Source organism: Gilliamella sp. A7 (assembly GCF_002142015.1).
Classification (GTDB): domain Bacteria; phylum Pseudomonadota; class Gammaproteobacteria; order Enterobacterales; family Orbaceae; genus Gilliamella; species Gilliamella apis_A.
Map to the genome: position 1 here is coordinate 15,854 of NZ_NASN01000011.1, position 16,105 is coordinate 31,958.

At 32.8% G+C, this 16,105-nt stretch carries 13 protein-coding genes; 8 read left to right on the top strand and 5 right to left on the bottom strand.

Translation table 11 applies throughout. From position 1 onward, the window contains the following. Positions 1-46: 46 nt before the first annotated feature. The 3 genes from lon (at position 47) to B6D18_RS04685 (ending at position 4,941) form a co-directional block, all read left to right on the top strand. Entirely contained in the window at positions 47-2,464 is a 2,418-nt protein-coding gene (gene lon / locus B6D18_RS04675) for an endopeptidase La (RefSeq protein WP_086363381.1), read from the top strand. Positions 2,465-2,614: 150 nt separating this feature from the next. Continuing rightward, a complete protein-coding gene (locus tag B6D18_RS04680; protein WP_086363382.1) occupies positions 2,615-4,483 on the top strand; it encodes a SurA N-terminal domain-containing protein in 1,869 nt (622 codons plus the stop codon). Between the two features lie 152 nt (positions 4,484-4,635). After that, the gene (locus B6D18_RS04685; protein ID WP_086363383.1) at positions 4,636-4,941 is read left to right on the top strand and encodes a helix-hairpin-helix domain-containing protein; all 306 of its coding nucleotides are present in this window, start codon (positions 4,636-4,638) and stop codon (positions 4,939-4,941) included. A gap of 40 nt (positions 4,942-4,981) precedes the next feature. On the opposite strand, the gene priA is transcribed toward B6D18_RS04685, so the two are convergent. Further along, positions 4,982-7,150, bottom strand: coding sequence for a primosomal protein N' (gene priA, locus B6D18_RS04690; protein WP_086363384.1), 2,169 nt, complete (start codon positions 7,148-7,150; stop codon positions 4,982-4,984). Positions 7,151-7,341: 191 nt separating this feature from the next. Here priA and moaC point away from each other — a divergent pair, with 191 nt between their 5' ends. From moaC to B6D18_RS04715, 5 genes are all read left to right on the top strand, one after another. Further along, positions 7,342-7,833, top strand: coding sequence for a cyclic pyranopterin monophosphate synthase MoaC (moaC, locus tag B6D18_RS04695; RefSeq protein WP_086363385.1), 492 nt, complete (start codon positions 7,342-7,344; stop codon positions 7,831-7,833). 4 nt (positions 7,834-7,837) lie between these two features. Continuing rightward, positions 7,838-8,083, top strand: a complete 246-nt coding sequence (gene moaD / locus B6D18_RS04700) for a molybdopterin synthase sulfur carrier subunit (RefSeq protein ID WP_086363386.1) — start codon at positions 7,838-7,840, stop codon at positions 8,081-8,083. Between the two features lie 4 nt (positions 8,084-8,087). After that, positions 8,088-8,531: a molybdopterin synthase catalytic subunit MoaE gene (gene moaE / locus B6D18_RS04705; protein WP_086363387.1), complete on the top strand. Its 444-nt coding sequence runs from the start codon at positions 8,088-8,090 to the stop codon at positions 8,529-8,531. A 53-nt stretch (positions 8,532-8,584) separates the two neighbouring features. After that, positions 8,585-9,283 carry a Bax inhibitor-1/YccA family protein gene (locus B6D18_RS04710; protein WP_086363388.1) on the top strand — a complete coding sequence of 233 codons (699 nt, stop codon included), beginning with the start codon at positions 8,585-8,587 and terminating at the stop codon, positions 9,281-9,283. Between the two features lie 167 nt (positions 9,284-9,450). After that, positions 9,451-11,271: a DUF3413 domain-containing protein gene (locus B6D18_RS04715; protein WP_086363389.1), complete on the top strand. Its 1,821-nt coding sequence runs from the start codon at positions 9,451-9,453 to the stop codon at positions 11,269-11,271. Between the two features lie 39 nt (positions 11,272-11,310). On the opposite strand, the gene sppA is transcribed toward B6D18_RS04715, so the two are convergent. From sppA to surA, 4 genes are read right to left on the bottom strand one after another with little or no spacing between them, the layout of a single operon-like run. Beyond that, positions 11,311-13,128: a signal peptide peptidase SppA gene (sppA, locus tag B6D18_RS04720; protein WP_086363390.1), complete on the bottom strand. Its 1,818-nt coding sequence runs from the start codon at positions 13,126-13,128 to the stop codon at positions 11,311-11,313. 22 nt (positions 13,129-13,150) lie between these two features. Further along, positions 13,151-13,966: a bis(5'-nucleosyl)-tetraphosphatase (symmetrical) ApaH gene (gene apaH, locus B6D18_RS04725; protein ID WP_086363391.1), complete on the bottom strand. Its 816-nt coding sequence runs from the start codon at positions 13,964-13,966 to the stop codon at positions 13,151-13,153. Between the two features lie 4 nt (positions 13,967-13,970). Continuing rightward, positions 13,971-14,768, bottom strand: coding sequence for a 16S rRNA (adenine(1518)-N(6)/adenine(1519)-N(6))-dimethyltransferase RsmA (gene rsmA, locus B6D18_RS04730; RefSeq protein WP_086363392.1), 798 nt, complete (start codon positions 14,766-14,768; stop codon positions 13,971-13,973). After that, the gene (gene surA / locus B6D18_RS04735; protein WP_086363393.1) at positions 14,761-16,074 is read right to left on the bottom strand and encodes a peptidylprolyl isomerase SurA; all 1,314 of its coding nucleotides are present in this window, start codon (positions 16,072-16,074) and stop codon (positions 14,761-14,763) included. Before surA ends, rsmA begins: the two co-directional genes overlap by 8 nt. Between the last annotated feature and the right edge of the window lie 31 nt (positions 16,075-16,105).

Sequence of the window (16,105 nt, forward strand, 5' to 3'; positions counted from 1 at the left end):
TGGCCCCAATATAAGACAGATAAGTTTGTACTACCGAGAGAATAAAATGAAGACAAAACAAACTAAACAAATGATTATGCCTATTTTACCATTACGTGATGTTGTTGTATTTCCTCATATGGTGATTCCTCTCTTTGTTGGTCGAAATAAATCAATTCGTTGCTTAGAAAGTGCAATGGAAATGGATAAGCAAGTTTTCCTTGTTACACAAAAGCATCCTTCTCAAGATGAACCAAATGTTGAAGATTTATATGAAGTAGGTACCGTTGCTAATGTCTTACAATTACTGCAATTACCTGATGGTACAGTGAAAGTATTGGTTGAAGGGGTAACTCGAGCTAAAATTGTTGATATAGTTGAACGAAAAGAAGATGATTTTTTAATAGCCAACATCAAACCGTTAAAAGAATCGAAGAAAACAGATAAAATCAATCAAGCAATGACAAGAGTACTACTGTCGAACTTTGATGATTATGCTAAACTTAATAAAAAAGTGACACAAGAGGTTGTTGATTCTATTCATCTTATCAAAGAACCATCACAACTTGCTGATTCTATTGCCGCAACCTTGTTTATAAAAGTTGAGCAAAAACAAGACATTTTGGTTACGGCTGATTTAGAAAAACGTTTTGAATTATTGATTTCATTAATGGAATCCGAAATCGATTTGTTGCAAGTGGAAAAAAATATTCGTCAACGGGTTAAACAACAAATGGAAAAAGCTCAAAAAGAGTATTATCTGAATGAGCAAATTAAAGCAATCCATAAAGAACTCGGTGATATAGATAATAAACCTGATGAATATGAAGAGTTAAACTTAAAAATTTCTAAGGCAAAAATGCCTCAGGAGGCTAAGGAAAAAACACTATCCGAACTGAATAAACTTAAAATGATGCCAGCTATGTCAGCTGAAGCAACTGTCGTTCGAGGTTATATCGATTGGATGTTACAGTTACCTTGGCATAAACGTAGTAAAGTAAAAAAAGATATTCAAGCTGCGCAAAAGGTTTTAGATAAAGATCATTACGGGCTTGAGCGAGTTAAAGACCGAATATTGGAATATTTAGCCGTACAAGGGCGAGTTAATAAGGTAAAAGGTCCAATTTTATGCTTAGTTGGGCCTCCTGGGGTAGGTAAAACATCTTTAGGCCAATCTATTGCAAAAGCAACTGGTAGACAATATGTGCGTATGGCACTAGGTGGTGTTCGTGATGAGGCGGAAATTCGAGGCCACAGAAGAACTTATATCGGATCTATGCCAGGTAAATTAATCCAACGTATGGTTAAAGTTGGAGTTAAGAATCCCCTATTTTTGTTAGATGAAATAGACAAAATGGCTTCGGATATGCGAGGAGATCCTGCTTCCGCATTGCTTGAAGTACTAGATCCTGAACAAAATAATGCATTTAATGATCATTATTTAGAAGTAGACTACGATTTATCTGACGTAATGTTTGTGGCAACGGCTAATTCAATGAATATCCCAGCCCCATTACTTGATAGAATGGAAGTCATTCGGCTATCTGGATATACTGAAGATGAAAAATTAAATATAGCTAAACAACATTTAGTCTCTAAGCAGATAGCTAACAGTGGTTTGAAAGCTAAAGAAATTGATATTGATGACTCCGCTATTATCGGAATCATTCGTTATTATACTCGTGAAGCCGGTGTACGAAGCTTAGAAAGAGAAATAGCTAAAATTTGCCGTAAAGTGGTTAAACAGTTGGCTTTAAATAGTAAATTACATAAAGTAAGTATTAACCAAGACAACCTAAAAGATTTTTTAGGGGTACAACGTTTTGATTATGGAAAATCAGAAAGTGAAAATCGAATTGGTCAAGTTACTGGTTTAGCATGGACGGAAGTCGGTGGTGATTTATTGACGATTGAATCGGTAAGTGTTGTTGGTAAAGGAAAATTAACTTATACCGGCTCTCTTGGTGATGTAATGCAAGAATCGATCCAAACTGCACTTACTGTTGTTCGTTCGCGAGCAGAGAAATTAGGAATTAATAACGATTTCTATGAAAAACGCGATATACATGTGCATGTTCCTGATGGTGCAACACCAAAAGATGGCCCGAGTGCAGGTATTGCAATGTGTACTTCGTTGGTTTCGACTTTAACCGGTAATCCTGTACGCTCTGATGTTGCGATGACAGGTGAAATAACCTTACGAGGTGAAGTATTACCAATTGGTGGATTAAAAGAAAAGTTATTAGCCGCTCATAGAGGTGGTATTAAAACTGCATTGATTCCAATTGATAATGTTAAAGATCTTGAAGATATTCCTGATAATGTGAAATCTGAAATTGAAATTAAACCAGTAAAATGGATTGATGAAGTATTCACTATTGCCTTACAAAATAATCCATTTGGTATTGAGCCTGTAACAATGGAAGCGAAAACGAAAAAAACAAAAACTAGCGAAAAAGCTAGCAAAAATAACAAAAAACTATAAATTTATTAGCCATTTTTTTAGAGTTTTATAAATCAAAAAAGTCAACCGTATGTTGGCTTTTTTATCGGCTTTTAATTGAGTAATAGCCTATTTTAGCAAATATGCTATACTTGCGAAATTAAAATTCAGGTGTATGGAGAATAGCCAGTTATGATGGAAACAATTAGAACAGCAGCAAATAGTGTTGCTGTTAAAATAATCTTTGCAATCATTATTTTATGTTTTATTTTTACCGGCGTTGGATTTTTCGGTTTTGGTGGTAGTGGTAATAGTGCCAACGATGAGCAATTATACATCGCTAAAGTTGATGGTGAAGGTATAAGTCGTGCAAGATTTGAAGTGCAAGTCAAACAGGAGATGGCCAAAACTTCCGGCGATGCTTCTCTTATTAAAATGTTGCGTCGTAATATTTTAGCTCAGCAAATAGATAATTATTTGGCTTATAAGTTTGCGGATAAAATTGACACGGCTATTAGTAACGAGCGTATAAAAGATTATATTGGACAACAAAGAGTTTTCTATATAGATGGTAAATTTGATTATCAGAACTATTTGAATTTGATCGCTAGAAATGGTTATACGCCTGAAAGCTATGTCGAAATATTAAAAACTTCATTGCAACAACAACAAGTTATGAATGCCCTTATTCAATCGAGTTTTGTTTTACCGTCTGATTCAGAAATTGGATTATTGAAAAATCAAACAAGAAATGTTTATGTCACGGTAGTTGATCCATCAATCGATGACAATAAAGATATAAATATTTCTGAAGCTGATGAACAGAAATATTATGATGAACATCAAAATAGTTTTCATAAAAAAGAACGTGTAAAAATTAAATATATTTATAACTCTAAAGATCTTATTGCTAAGTCGATTAAAGTCAATGAAGATGAAATTAAAGCAGAATATAATAAGAATATTCGTGAATATAGTTACCCAGCGCAAAAAGCTTTTAGTGTAATTTATGTAACAGATAAAGCGCAAGCTTATAAAATCACTAAAGAATTAGCTACAGGCGCTAATTTTGAACAAATTGCACAAACTGTTAATTTAAATAATGATATTTCACCTTATGGTAAGAATGGTTCATTAGGTTGGTTTGCTGATGATAATTCCTTACCAGAACTATTTAAAAAAGCAAAATTAAAAAAAGTTAATCAAATTTCAACACCGATACCGACGGATGATGGATTTACTATAATTAAGTTAGATGGTGTACGGCCAGCCAAAAGTATGGATCTTGATTTAGTTAGAGCTAAGATTGAAACAAGCATAGCTAATCAAAAAATACAAAAAGAATTCAATGCAATTGAAGATAAAATTAAAGTCGCATTAAGTGAATCGCCGAAATCTATTGAGGAATTAGCAGAAAAAACTGGACTTGTTATGAACACCACTGATTGGACAACTTATCAAGATCCTTTTTCAATCATGATCCATCCAGAAATAAGCGATTTAGTTTTTAGTGAAGAAATGATAGTAGATGGTCAGTTAACTCATAAAATATCTGATTTAATTCCAATTGAAAGAAGACAAGGTAGTTATGATTTTGTTATTCAAGTTACTGATAATCGTCCTGAGGGAATTGCGCCATTTGATGAAGTTAAAGATGCCATTAAAAAACAGTTAACTAAAGATATATCTGATAATCGTTTTAAATCTAATGTTGAAAATCTTTTGACTGAATTAAATACTACTGGCAAATCAGATAAAATTAGATTAAGTCAACGATATGAGTTACACAGAGACTCAACTAATTTAGATAAGCAAGTTGTTGATATGGTATTTAATTTAAAACAGCCTATTAAAGGTGTTAAATCTGTGACTTATGGAGCAGAATTTTTAAAAAATAATACCGCTTATATTGTTGCGTTGACTAAAGTAAATACACCAACAGAATATAAAGATATTTCATCAGAATTATTACCATTATTTGCTGCGGATACTTATTATTATCTTCATGATGATATCCGTTCTAAATCAAAAATTGAAATAATGCCTGATGCAAATATGTGATTGAACTCGCAGTAAATTTCTATTAACTGTAATTAAAGTAAAGCCACTTAGGTGGCTTTTCGCATTTTTATTATTAGTAAAATTCATTTAATTAACGAAGTGAGATAGTTAATTTGCAAATTAAGTTGCATAATTATTTTGGAGTTAATCAAATGAAAATTTTTACAATATTGAGTTTTTTATTCTCAAGTCTCTTTTTTTCAACTATTAGTTTTGCGGATTCAAAATCAGAAACCACTACCATAGAGGTACAAAAACAAGTTGTTCAAGTTAATATTAACAATGCAACAGCTGAAGAATTAACTAAAGGTTTAACTGGTATTGGTATAAGTAAGGCTCAAAAGATTATTGAATATCGAGAAAAATTTGGCCCTTTTATTTCTATAGAACAATTAAAAGAGGTTTCAGGTATAGGTCAAGCAACACTTGATAAAAATATAGGAAAAATTGCATTATAAATTTAGTCTCTTTCAACAGATAACCTGTTGGAAGAGATGTTTAATTCTCAATTGGATCAACGTCAATGCTCCATCTTACTCTTGATGCATCATTACACCGTATAAGAACCGTAAGAAGATTATCTAATATTTGCTGTAATAATTGCCGGTTACTATGTTGCAATAGTAAATGCCAACGATTATAGCCCGCTTTTTTCGCTTGGCTTGCAGGCATAGGGCCAAGTTGCCATAAATTTTGATCATAATTCTCTTTTAGCCAATCATGGATTTGCTGTAAAAATTTTGGTGCTTGTAGGTTATTACGATCAGCGGCACGAATTAGCACCTGATAACTAAATGGGGGTAATAATGTTTGCTTGCGTTCTTGTAAGGTTTGTTTGGCAAAGGCTTGATAACCTTGCGTTAGTAATATATTTAATAATGGATGCTCTGGATGATAGGTTTGAAGAATTACTTCACCAGCTTTTGTCTCTCGACCGGCTCGTCCTGACACTTGGGTATATATTTGAGCGAATCTTTCCGTGGCTCTAAAATCATTTGAAAATAGGGCTCCATCAACATCCACTATTCCCACTAATGTTACGTCAGGGAAATGATGTCCTTTGGCAAGAATTTGCGTACCAACTAAGATATGTGCACCGCCTTGTTGGATGTCATGTAAATAAGAGTTTAGCGCCTCTTTTTTGGTTATCGTATCGCGATCAATACGAGTGACTTTTATATTTGGAAATAATATATTAAGTTGTTTTTCTAGTTGTTCTGTTCCAAATCCAATAGGTAATAATTGTGTCGAACCACATTTAGGACATTGTTGGGGAATGTCTCTAGGTGTATCACAAAAATGACAAATTAGTCTATTTTGTTTTTTATGAAAGGTATAAGGTCGATCACAACGAGGGCACTCAGCAATCCAACCGCAATCATGACAAATGATTAATGGTGCAAATCCCCTACGATTAAGAAACAACATAACTTGATTATTATTATCTAAATGTTCTTTTATCTGTGCTATTAATGGTTGAGAAAGTCCTGACGCTAGAACCATGCCGCGGATATCTAAAATAGATTGTTTGGCTAATTTGGCATTGCCTGCCCGTTGTGTAAGCTTGAGGTGTTGATACTTAAGGTTTTGGGCATTATTAATGGTTTCAAGCGAGGGAGTAGCCGAACCTAAAACAATAGGTATATTTTCAATTTTTGCGCGAATGATTGCTAAGTCTCTAGCATTGTAACGCCAGCCTTCTTGCTGTTTGTAGGAGCTATCATGTTCTTCATCAATAATCATGATACCTAAATTTTGAAATGGAGTAAAAAGTGCCGATCGTGTACCTACAACAATAGCATTGTCACCATCTTTACTTCTTAACCAAACCTCAAAACGTTCCTTATCAGTTAGGCCTGAATGTAAAATATCAATCGGTGCATTAAAACGCTGCTTAAAACGTTTGATAGTTTGCGGTGTTAAACCAATTTCAGGAACTAATACTAGAGCTTGTTTTCCTTGCGCTAAAACATCAGAGATAATATTTAGATAGACTTCTGTCTTACCAGAACCGGTTATACCATCAAGCAAAAAAACGCCAAATTGTTTGTTTTGTTTATTAATAGTCGAAATTGCATTTAATTGTTCATTATTTAATTGTATCGGTGATTTGTTGGTTGAATAATTTGCATGCCAGCAAATTTTATCAGGTTGATGATAAACTTGCTCGATAAGTTGTTTTTTCTGTAATTCTTGATAGATATTAGAGCTAAATTCACTTTCATTCAAACAGTGGTTTCGGAGTGAAGATACTAATAATTTTTGTTTTGGTGTTCGTGATAATAGGTTTAAATCAATTTGTTGCCCTTTTGATGTTAATTGCCAATGTTTTATTCCATCTTTGATGGCAGGACGACCTTGCCTTAATAGGATCGGCATAGCATGAAATATTACTTCACCAATTGGAAAATGGTAATAGCTGGTTGCCCAATTTAATAATTGCCAAATTGGTTTAGGAAAGGGGTTTTTTGTATCAATAATTTCGATAATAGGTTTTAAGTTTTCGATCTCAAAAGTTGTTTGCTGATCAATTTTAACGATAATTCCAATCATTTCTCGTTTACCAAACCGCACTTTAACTCGCATACCAATTTCAGCCTGCGTTGTAAGTGTGTAATCAAACAGTTGATAAAGGGGTACAGGTAAGGCTACATGGGCAATCAGCATTAACAATCACTATTACAGTTATAAAAATTGCTATTGTACGCAGATTTTATATAACTCGCAAAAATTACACTGACAAATTAATTATTTCTAAATTAAATATTCAACACTTTATGTGTATGCTAGTAGTATCGATAAACAAAATTTGTTATCTTGAGTGACAAATTAAAACATGAGTTTAAGGGTATTTAAAAATGTCAGCGTCATTTTCACATATTAATCAACGTGGTGATGCTCATATGGTGGATGTTTCGGAAAAACAGATAACCTATCGAGAGGCTAGGGCAGAATCAATAGTATTAATGAATACAGAAACATTTAATATGATTATTGAAGGAAAACATCATAAAGGTGACGTGTTTGCGACTGCTAGAATTGCAGGAATTCAAGCTGCGAAACGGACATGGGAGTTAATACCACTTTGTCATCCATTACTACTTAGTAAAATTGAGGTCAATATTGAACCTCTATTTGAAAATCATAGTGTAAGAATAGAGTCAGTTTGTAAGGTAACAGGTAAAACTGGCGTAGAAATGGAAGCATTGATTGCTGCTTCTGTAGCTGCATTAACGATATATGATATGTGTAAAGCTAGTCAGAAAGATATGATTATCAATCAAGTTAGATTATTAAATAAAGTTGGTGGTAAATCAGGCGAATATAACTTAAACAAAATAGAACAATGAAAGTATGAATAAAATTTATTTTTTTGCACAAATTAGAGAGTTGTTAGGCATTGAATCTTTGGAATTAATGGTAGATCAAATGTCAATAGCTCAACTTTTAGAGCAGCTTAGTTTACGAGGTGACAAATGGTCATTAGCTTTAAAAGAAAAAACCGTATTATGTGCGGTAAATCATACTCTAGTTGATTATCATCATATAATTCAACGTAATGATGAAATTGCGTTTTTTCCACCAGTAACCGGTGGGTAATAATATGAATATTATTAAAATTAACCAATCAGCTATTGACATAAATTCATTAATAACATGGCTCTATGAGTTACCTCAAGATGGAGCTGTAGTCACTTTTATGGGAAAAGTGCGTAGTTTAGAACATCAAGTGATTAGTTTAACGTTAGAATATTATCCACAAATGACAGAAAAAGTGTTGAGCAATATTATTCATCAAGCGAGAGAACGGTGGTCAATTAGTCGAGTTGCATTAGTACATCGTGTTGGCAAAATTAATGCTAATGAGAGTATCGTTTTTGTCGGTATTAGTTCGGCACATCGCGGAGATGCTTTTGCCGCAACTGAATTTATTATGGATGTATTAAAAAATAAAGCACCATTTTGGAAGAAAGAACAAACTGCTAGTGGTGAAAACTGGGTAGAGGCAAAGCAATCAGATGAAAATGCCTTGAAGAAATGGTATTAATCCCTATTTAATATATAATAAGGTCGTTATGTTATTTTCATGAGAGGAAAGATATGTCAAGTTATACTCCTAATGGTTCAATTATAGAACAGACAAGTAGCCGTATACAAACATACATGAGTCAAGTGTATGGTTGGATGGCGGTTGGTTTACTTTTAACTGCTTTTGTTGCTTGGTTCGCATCAACTAGTTATGAGTTTCTCATTTTATTATCACGAGTGATGTGGGTACTTTTAATTGCTGAAATTGGATTGGTATTTGTTATTTCAGGAATGATTAATCGTTTGTCTGGTGCTGCAGCAACAACTTTATTTATGCTTTATTCAGTAATAAATGGTTGTACTTTTTCTATATATTTTATTTATTATACGTCATCTTCAATTGCCAGTGTCTTTTTTATTACCGCTGGAATGTTTAGTGCGTTAGCATTTTATGGCTATACGACTAAACGTGATTTATCTGGTTTTGGTAGCTTTTTATTCATGGGACTAATTGGTATTGTTATCGCCTCTTTAGTTAATCTATTTTTGCACAGCGAACCTTTAATGTGGGCAGTAACTTATATTGGCGTATTTGTTTTTGCCGGATTGACTGCTTATGATACACAAAAACTTAAGCAATTTGGTGTCCACTTATCAAAAGACGATCAAAATATGTTCAGGCGTTATGTGATATTAGGTGCATTAACGCTTTATCTAGATTTTATCAATTTATTTATTATGTTACTGCGAATATTTGCTGATCGAAGATAATCATTCATAACATTATAAGAGGGCTCTACAGAGAGCCCTTTTTGTTAATTTAATATTAATCTTTATACATTTATTGTTTTTTTTATTAAAAATTTTGAGGAGGCGCTGACTCAAAATAAAAAAAACATTATTATTAAAAAATTTAGCCTTTTATTGAATGGTTTTCTATGAAAAAACTTTATTTGTTCTTGTTAGTGAATATTTTTATTTCGTCAATAATAGCAGTACAATATTTTTGGGTACTAGGCACCTCTTTGACTTGGGATGGAAGCCTTTTTGCTTTTATTGCAGTTTTAGGTCATTTTTTTTCAGCTTACTTATTATTTTTTATTTTATCTCTTCCCTTGCTTTGGATGAATAAAAAATTAACTAATATCTGTTTGGCACTTATATTCAGTTTATTCCAAATTGTCTTATATATAGATACTATTGTTTTCCAACAATATCGATTTCATATCAATGAGTCGGTATTATCTATGGTTTTTTCCGGTCAGGTTGTGGATTTTTCAACTGCGACTTATATATTAATGTTTTTGTTAATATCTGTTTTTTGTGGAGTGGAATATTTAATTCTCTATCTATTTGATAAAAAATTTAACCCTAAAGTTATTCGATCTAAAATATTAATTATACCGACAGTTTTTCTTGCTTGTTGTTTTGTTATCAGTCATCTGATACATATGGTAGCTTTTTATTACGCTTATTCACCGATTATGGTTGTCAAAGAATATATTCCTTTATACCGTCCATTTACCTCAAAAAAGATAATGGGATTTTTTGATAAATCAGGACAACGTAAAGTACTTATTGAGAGGAATAATAAGCACGCAAGTATCTATTATCCTAAAAAAGATCTTTTGATTAATCCAGATAATCAAGCAACACCTAATATTATGTTTATTGTATTAGACTCTTGGCGTTATGATACTTTTAGTCCAGATATTTCCCCCAATACTTATCATTTTGTTACACAGAATAACGGTATCATTTTTAATAATCATTATTCAACAGGTAATGCTACTCGAACCGGTATTTTTGGTCTTTTTTATGGTATTCCTGGCACATACTGGGATTCATTTTTAAGAAACAGTATCCCTTCGCTATTTATAACTACTCTACAAAAAGAAAATTATAATATTGGGATTTTTACTTCAGCTAAAGTTACTGCTCCTGAATTTGATCGTACTGCTTTTTTAACTATCAAAAATTTAAGAATCAGTAGTAAAAATGGTCTTGCGTCAAGTCGTGATGAACAAATAACTGATGACTGGATAAATTGGTATAGATCTAGGGACAAATCTAACCCGAGTTTTTCTTTTTTGTTTTTTGACGCACCACACGCTTATGATTTCCCAAAAGATTTTGAAATAAAATTTAAACCAGTTGGTGACCTCAATTACATGACATTAAATAATAATACAGATCCCGTTCCAATTTTTAATCGTTATAAACAGAGTGTCTATTATGATGATTATTTATTGCAAAAAGTTTATGATGAACTTAAACAGTCTGGTTCGTTAGATAATACGTTGATTGTTATTACTGGTGATCATTCTCAAGAAATGAATGATAATAAGTTAGGTTTTTGGGGACATAATGGCAACTATACGGATGCTCAAACTAAAGTACCTTTTATTATTATTGGAGCAAAAGATCTTCAACATATAAATGATAATACAAATAAATTTACTAGCCATGAAGATGTTGTGCCTTCGATCATGCGCCATTATTTACATGTAAAAAATGATATTACTGACTATTCGACTGGATATGATTTGTTTAGTCCAATAAAAGATCGAGATTGGTTACTGATGTCAAATTATAGTTCTTATGCTGTACGGACTAAAGACAACATTTATTTTGTTAATCGTCTAGGTATTAGTCATTATTTCGATGCTTATAATAATGAAGTAAATGAAACTCCTAATTATAATCTCATTCATGCTGCAATGAATAATATGCGTTATTTTTTCCATGCAGACAAATAAGAATTAAAAAAAATCCACCGTTAAGGTGGATTATTTTAATTATCTAATATCAGCACAATTTAGGCAGTAAATATAACGATTTTGTCCATCTTGGAATTTATCTAAGAACGAGACTTGTTGTTTGATCTGTTTTACTTCTGGTATGTTTTCAAACAATATTTCTGCTGTTGATTTCGGCATCATGGCTATCATATCTGAATAAAAAGCATTAAGCCAATTACCTTCTTGTTTTTGCCAATCTATTTGGTAATTTGAAATATTAGCTAATGTAGCAGCCATTTCAATTGCATCATCAAAATCACCTAGTTTATCAACTAAACCATTTTCACTTCCTTCTGAACCCAACCATACTTGACCTTGGGCTATATTATCTACTTGTTCTGTAGTCATATTTCGTGCTTTTGCTACTAAAGAGATAAAAGTATGATAACCATGATCAATATTCATTTGAATAAATTGGTTCATTTCACTGGATAGATTCTGAGTTACGCCTCTGTTTGCTAATGGTGATGTTGAGACTCCATCATTATAGACACCGATATGAGAAAGTGATTTTTCAAAGGTTGGTACTATACCAAAGATGCCAATTGATCCGGTAATTGTATTTGGGCTGGCAACAATAAAGTCTGATGCAGTTGATATCCAATAACCGCCAGAAGCAGCCATACCGCCCATGGAGACAACAACCGGAATTTGGTAACGACGTAAAGCTTCTAATTCATTGCGAATCGCTTCTGAAGCATCAACACTTCCCCCAGGGCTATTTACTCTAAGTATAACTGCTTGTATATTATTTCTATTTAAATTTTTACGAATATTTCTTAATTGCTTAACGATATCTTGGCTTCCGGCAACGTTGCTGCTATTTTCTCCATTGGTGATTGTTCCATTGACAAAAACAACGGCTATTTTAGGCTCTTTATTTGCAAGTTTAGTATTTTCCTTGAGTCGGTAATCATAAATACTTACTCTATTTTTTATATTGATTTCTAGTTCAAATTCGTGATTAGTTGCTATTGCATCAATCAAACCATTTGCTAAAGCATATTGTGCCATATTGCCATTAGCCGCTTTTAATTCTGATAGCATATTCTCAGGTAATGGTACTAATTGTGTCGGTGCTTTTTTCCTTTCTATTGAAATGTCAGCAAGATAGTTGTTCCACATTAGGTTTAACCATCGAGAGGTGTTACTTCTCGCCTCTTCCGACATATTATCTCGAATGAATGGCTCAATAGCAGACTTATAAGTACCGACACGAAAAACATGCGTATTTATCTTTAAATTATCTAACAGTGTTTTGTAATATAGGTTATTGGTTGATAATCCAAATACATTTACAGCACCTAATGGAGTCAAGTAGATTTTATTAGCATAACTGGCTAAATAATATTGACTTTGATTAAAGTTTGAACCAATGGCATAGATAGGTTTATTGGCGGCTTTGAATTCCGCCAAATATTTACCAATATACTGTAAAGAGCTCATATCAGCACCGACAAAATTATCTAATTTCAACACCATACTTTTAATATTAGGATCGGATGTTGCTTGAGATATCTTTTGCACTAAATTAAATAAGCTATTTTCACGAGATAGATTCACTCTTTTGCCATATATCTTATTTTGTATTTCATAAATTTCATCACTATAAAGTGAGTTATCAACGACGACGCCCTCAAGATCCATAATTAATGTGCCAAATTGAGGAATGACATCTTGCTTATTTGCTTCTTTTATTAATGCTATACCACTAAAAATCAATAAAATAATAATTAAGAAAACAAGATTGAGAAAAATTTCTCTGATTAAATTGATAATTTTCCAGATTGATTTCACAACAGATAGTACAGACATAATAAAATAGCCTTTTTATAATTTAATTAGTTTCAATGTTTTTCTTTTTGAAGTATTTCTTATCTTCAAATCGCAAACAAGTTAGTTTCCCTCCCCAACAACATCCTGTATCAAGTGCGTAAATGCTTTCAGGTGTTCCTTTTCCATTCAGCGCAGCCCAATGACCAAAAGCTATACTATAATCTGTTGGGATTTTTCTCGGCAAAGCAAACCAAGGTTTAAGCTTTGAAGGCGCTTGATCAGGTTGGTTTTTATAATAAAAATCAAGTCGACCATCTTCGTAACAATAGCGCATTCGCGTTAACGCATTGGCAATATACCGTAGTCGATCTAATCCTTGTAGTTCTGTTGACCATTCATCGGGGAAATTACCATACATTTTGTCGAGGAAAAGGGGGTATGAATCACTACTTAAAACGACATTTAGATCATGGGCACATTTTTTTAATGTTTCCAAATCCCATTGTGGTGTTATTCCCGCATGGGTCATAATAAGTTTTAATTTTTCATCTATTTGGACTAGTGGTTGTTTACGTAACCAGTTCATTAATTCGTCAAAATCATCAGCATGAATTAATTCGTCAAGGTTATCCTTCTTTTTAGAGGGTGTAACATTGGCATAGATTGATAACAAATGTAAATCATGATTACCTAATACTAATCTAATTTGTTGACTATATCGTTTAACAAATCTAATAACTTCTAGTGAATTAGGGCCTCTGGCAACTAAATCCCCTGTTAACCATAACGTATCCGAGGATGAAAAATTTGCTTTTTCAAGTAAGCGCATAAATTCATCATAACAACCATGGATATCACCAATTAATAGATTTGCCATAAGCTTATTTCCAAGCGTTTGCCAATAGACAATATTGTTTTACTGTCAAATTTTCGGCTCGTAAATTTGGATCAATATCTAATTCAAGCATTTGGTCTGTCGTAAATAAATTACCTAAACTATTGCGTATGGTTTTACGTCTTTGATTAAATGCTTCTGTAGTAATGCGTGAAAGTATTTTGACATCATTAACCAAATAAGGTTTTTCCTTATAAGGTATTAATTTCACTACAGCAGAATCCACTTTAGGGGCCGGTTTAAAAGAAGTAGGCGGTACTTCTAAAACAGGGATAATTTGGCAGTAATATTGTGCCATAACGCTTAAGCGACCATAATCTTTACTATTTGGCGCAGCAACTAAACGAGTAACGACCTCTTTTTGTAACATAAAATGCATATCGGCAATAATAGGTGCATATTCAAATAAATGAAACATCAAAGGCGTTGAAATATTGTAAGGTAAATTACCAAATACTCTTAATTGTTGACCTAATTTATCGAACAATTGATTAAAATCAAACGTTAATGCATCTTGCTCAATCACGCTAATTTTATTTTGTAAAAAAGGATTTTCAACTAATCGATTGGCTAAATCCCTATCAATTTCAATAACAGTTAGATGATCAACATGTTTACTTACTGGTATTGTCAATGCAGCAAGTCCTGGGCCAATCTCAACTAAGGCTTGACCTTGTTTAGGTTGTATCGCTGCTACAATACTTTCAATAATATAATTATCATTTAGAAAGTTTTGACCAAATCGCTTGCGGGCAAAATGCCCTTGATGAACACGACTATTCATTCTTTCCTTCACCTGTAATTTTAATATAAGCATCACCTTTTAGTTCTTGAATCCAAATTTGAGCTTCTTCAGCAAATTTTCGGTTAAAAATAAGTCGGTAAGCTTGATCTTTTTTAACCAAATTAGTACCGTCAGTTTGTCTAGTATCAATTAATTCAATTAAATGCCAACCATAAGATGATCTTACTGGTTGACTGATTTCACCTTTTTTCAATTGTAATAATGCACTTTTAAAGCCATTATCATAAACTTCAGGTCTATTCCAGCCTAAATTACCACCACTATCTTTGGAGCCAGCATCTTCAGAATTAGCTTTTGCCGCAGCAGTAAATGTGGTTGCTCCACTAGTAATAGCTTCACGGATATCAATTAATTTTTGTTTAGCAACTTGATCAGTAACTAATACATTAGTTTTAATTAATATATGTCGAGCATTCACTTCTTGAAGGGTGATTTTTTTCGGCGCTTCAGAACGAGTATCATCAACTTTTATTATATGAATACCAACGCCTGAACGGAGAGGTCCTATTACACTCCCTTTTGCTGCACGAATAAGGCGTTCTTCGAAAATGGTAGGTAGTTCATTAAGCTTTCGCCATCCCATAGCGCCACCTTTTAGTGCCAGATCATCATTAGAGTATGATGTGGCTAATTTAGCAAAATTTTCACCTTTTTTAGCTCGATTAATAATATCCATAGCTTTATTTGTGGCACTTTCAATTTGTTGTTTAGATGCTTTTTCTGGAATTGAAATTAAAATATGACTAATTTTGACATCTATATTATTAGTTGGTTGATTAGTCATTGTCTTGGTTAATTGCTCTACTTCCCTAGGATACACTTTAATTCTTGGCCTAACCTCATGCATACGAGCTTGCTCAATCAACATATCATTATGAATACGTTCTCGATAAGTGCTATAGCTAATTCCCATAGCAGATAATTTACTTCTTAATTGATCGATAGTCATACCATTTTCAGCTGCTATACTATCAATCGCCCCAGTTACTTCGTCATCACTAATAGTAATTTTCGCTTTAGCTGCTTTTTGTAAAATTAAATTTTCAATTATTAAACGTTCTATGATCTGGTGTCGGAGTACTTTGTCACTAGGTAAAGTACCCGGCTCGGCGCTAGCTTTGATGGTTTTTAGCATATCATTAACATCACTTTCTAAAATGACATTATTATTAACCACTGCAGCAACCTGTTCTATAACTTTGGGAGTAGCATGAGCTGAAAGTGGTGTAAAAAGTACTACACTAATACTTAAGTTTAATGCAATAAAAAGTTTTAATAATTTCATATTTATTTAACTCATTATGTTGTTGTGATAT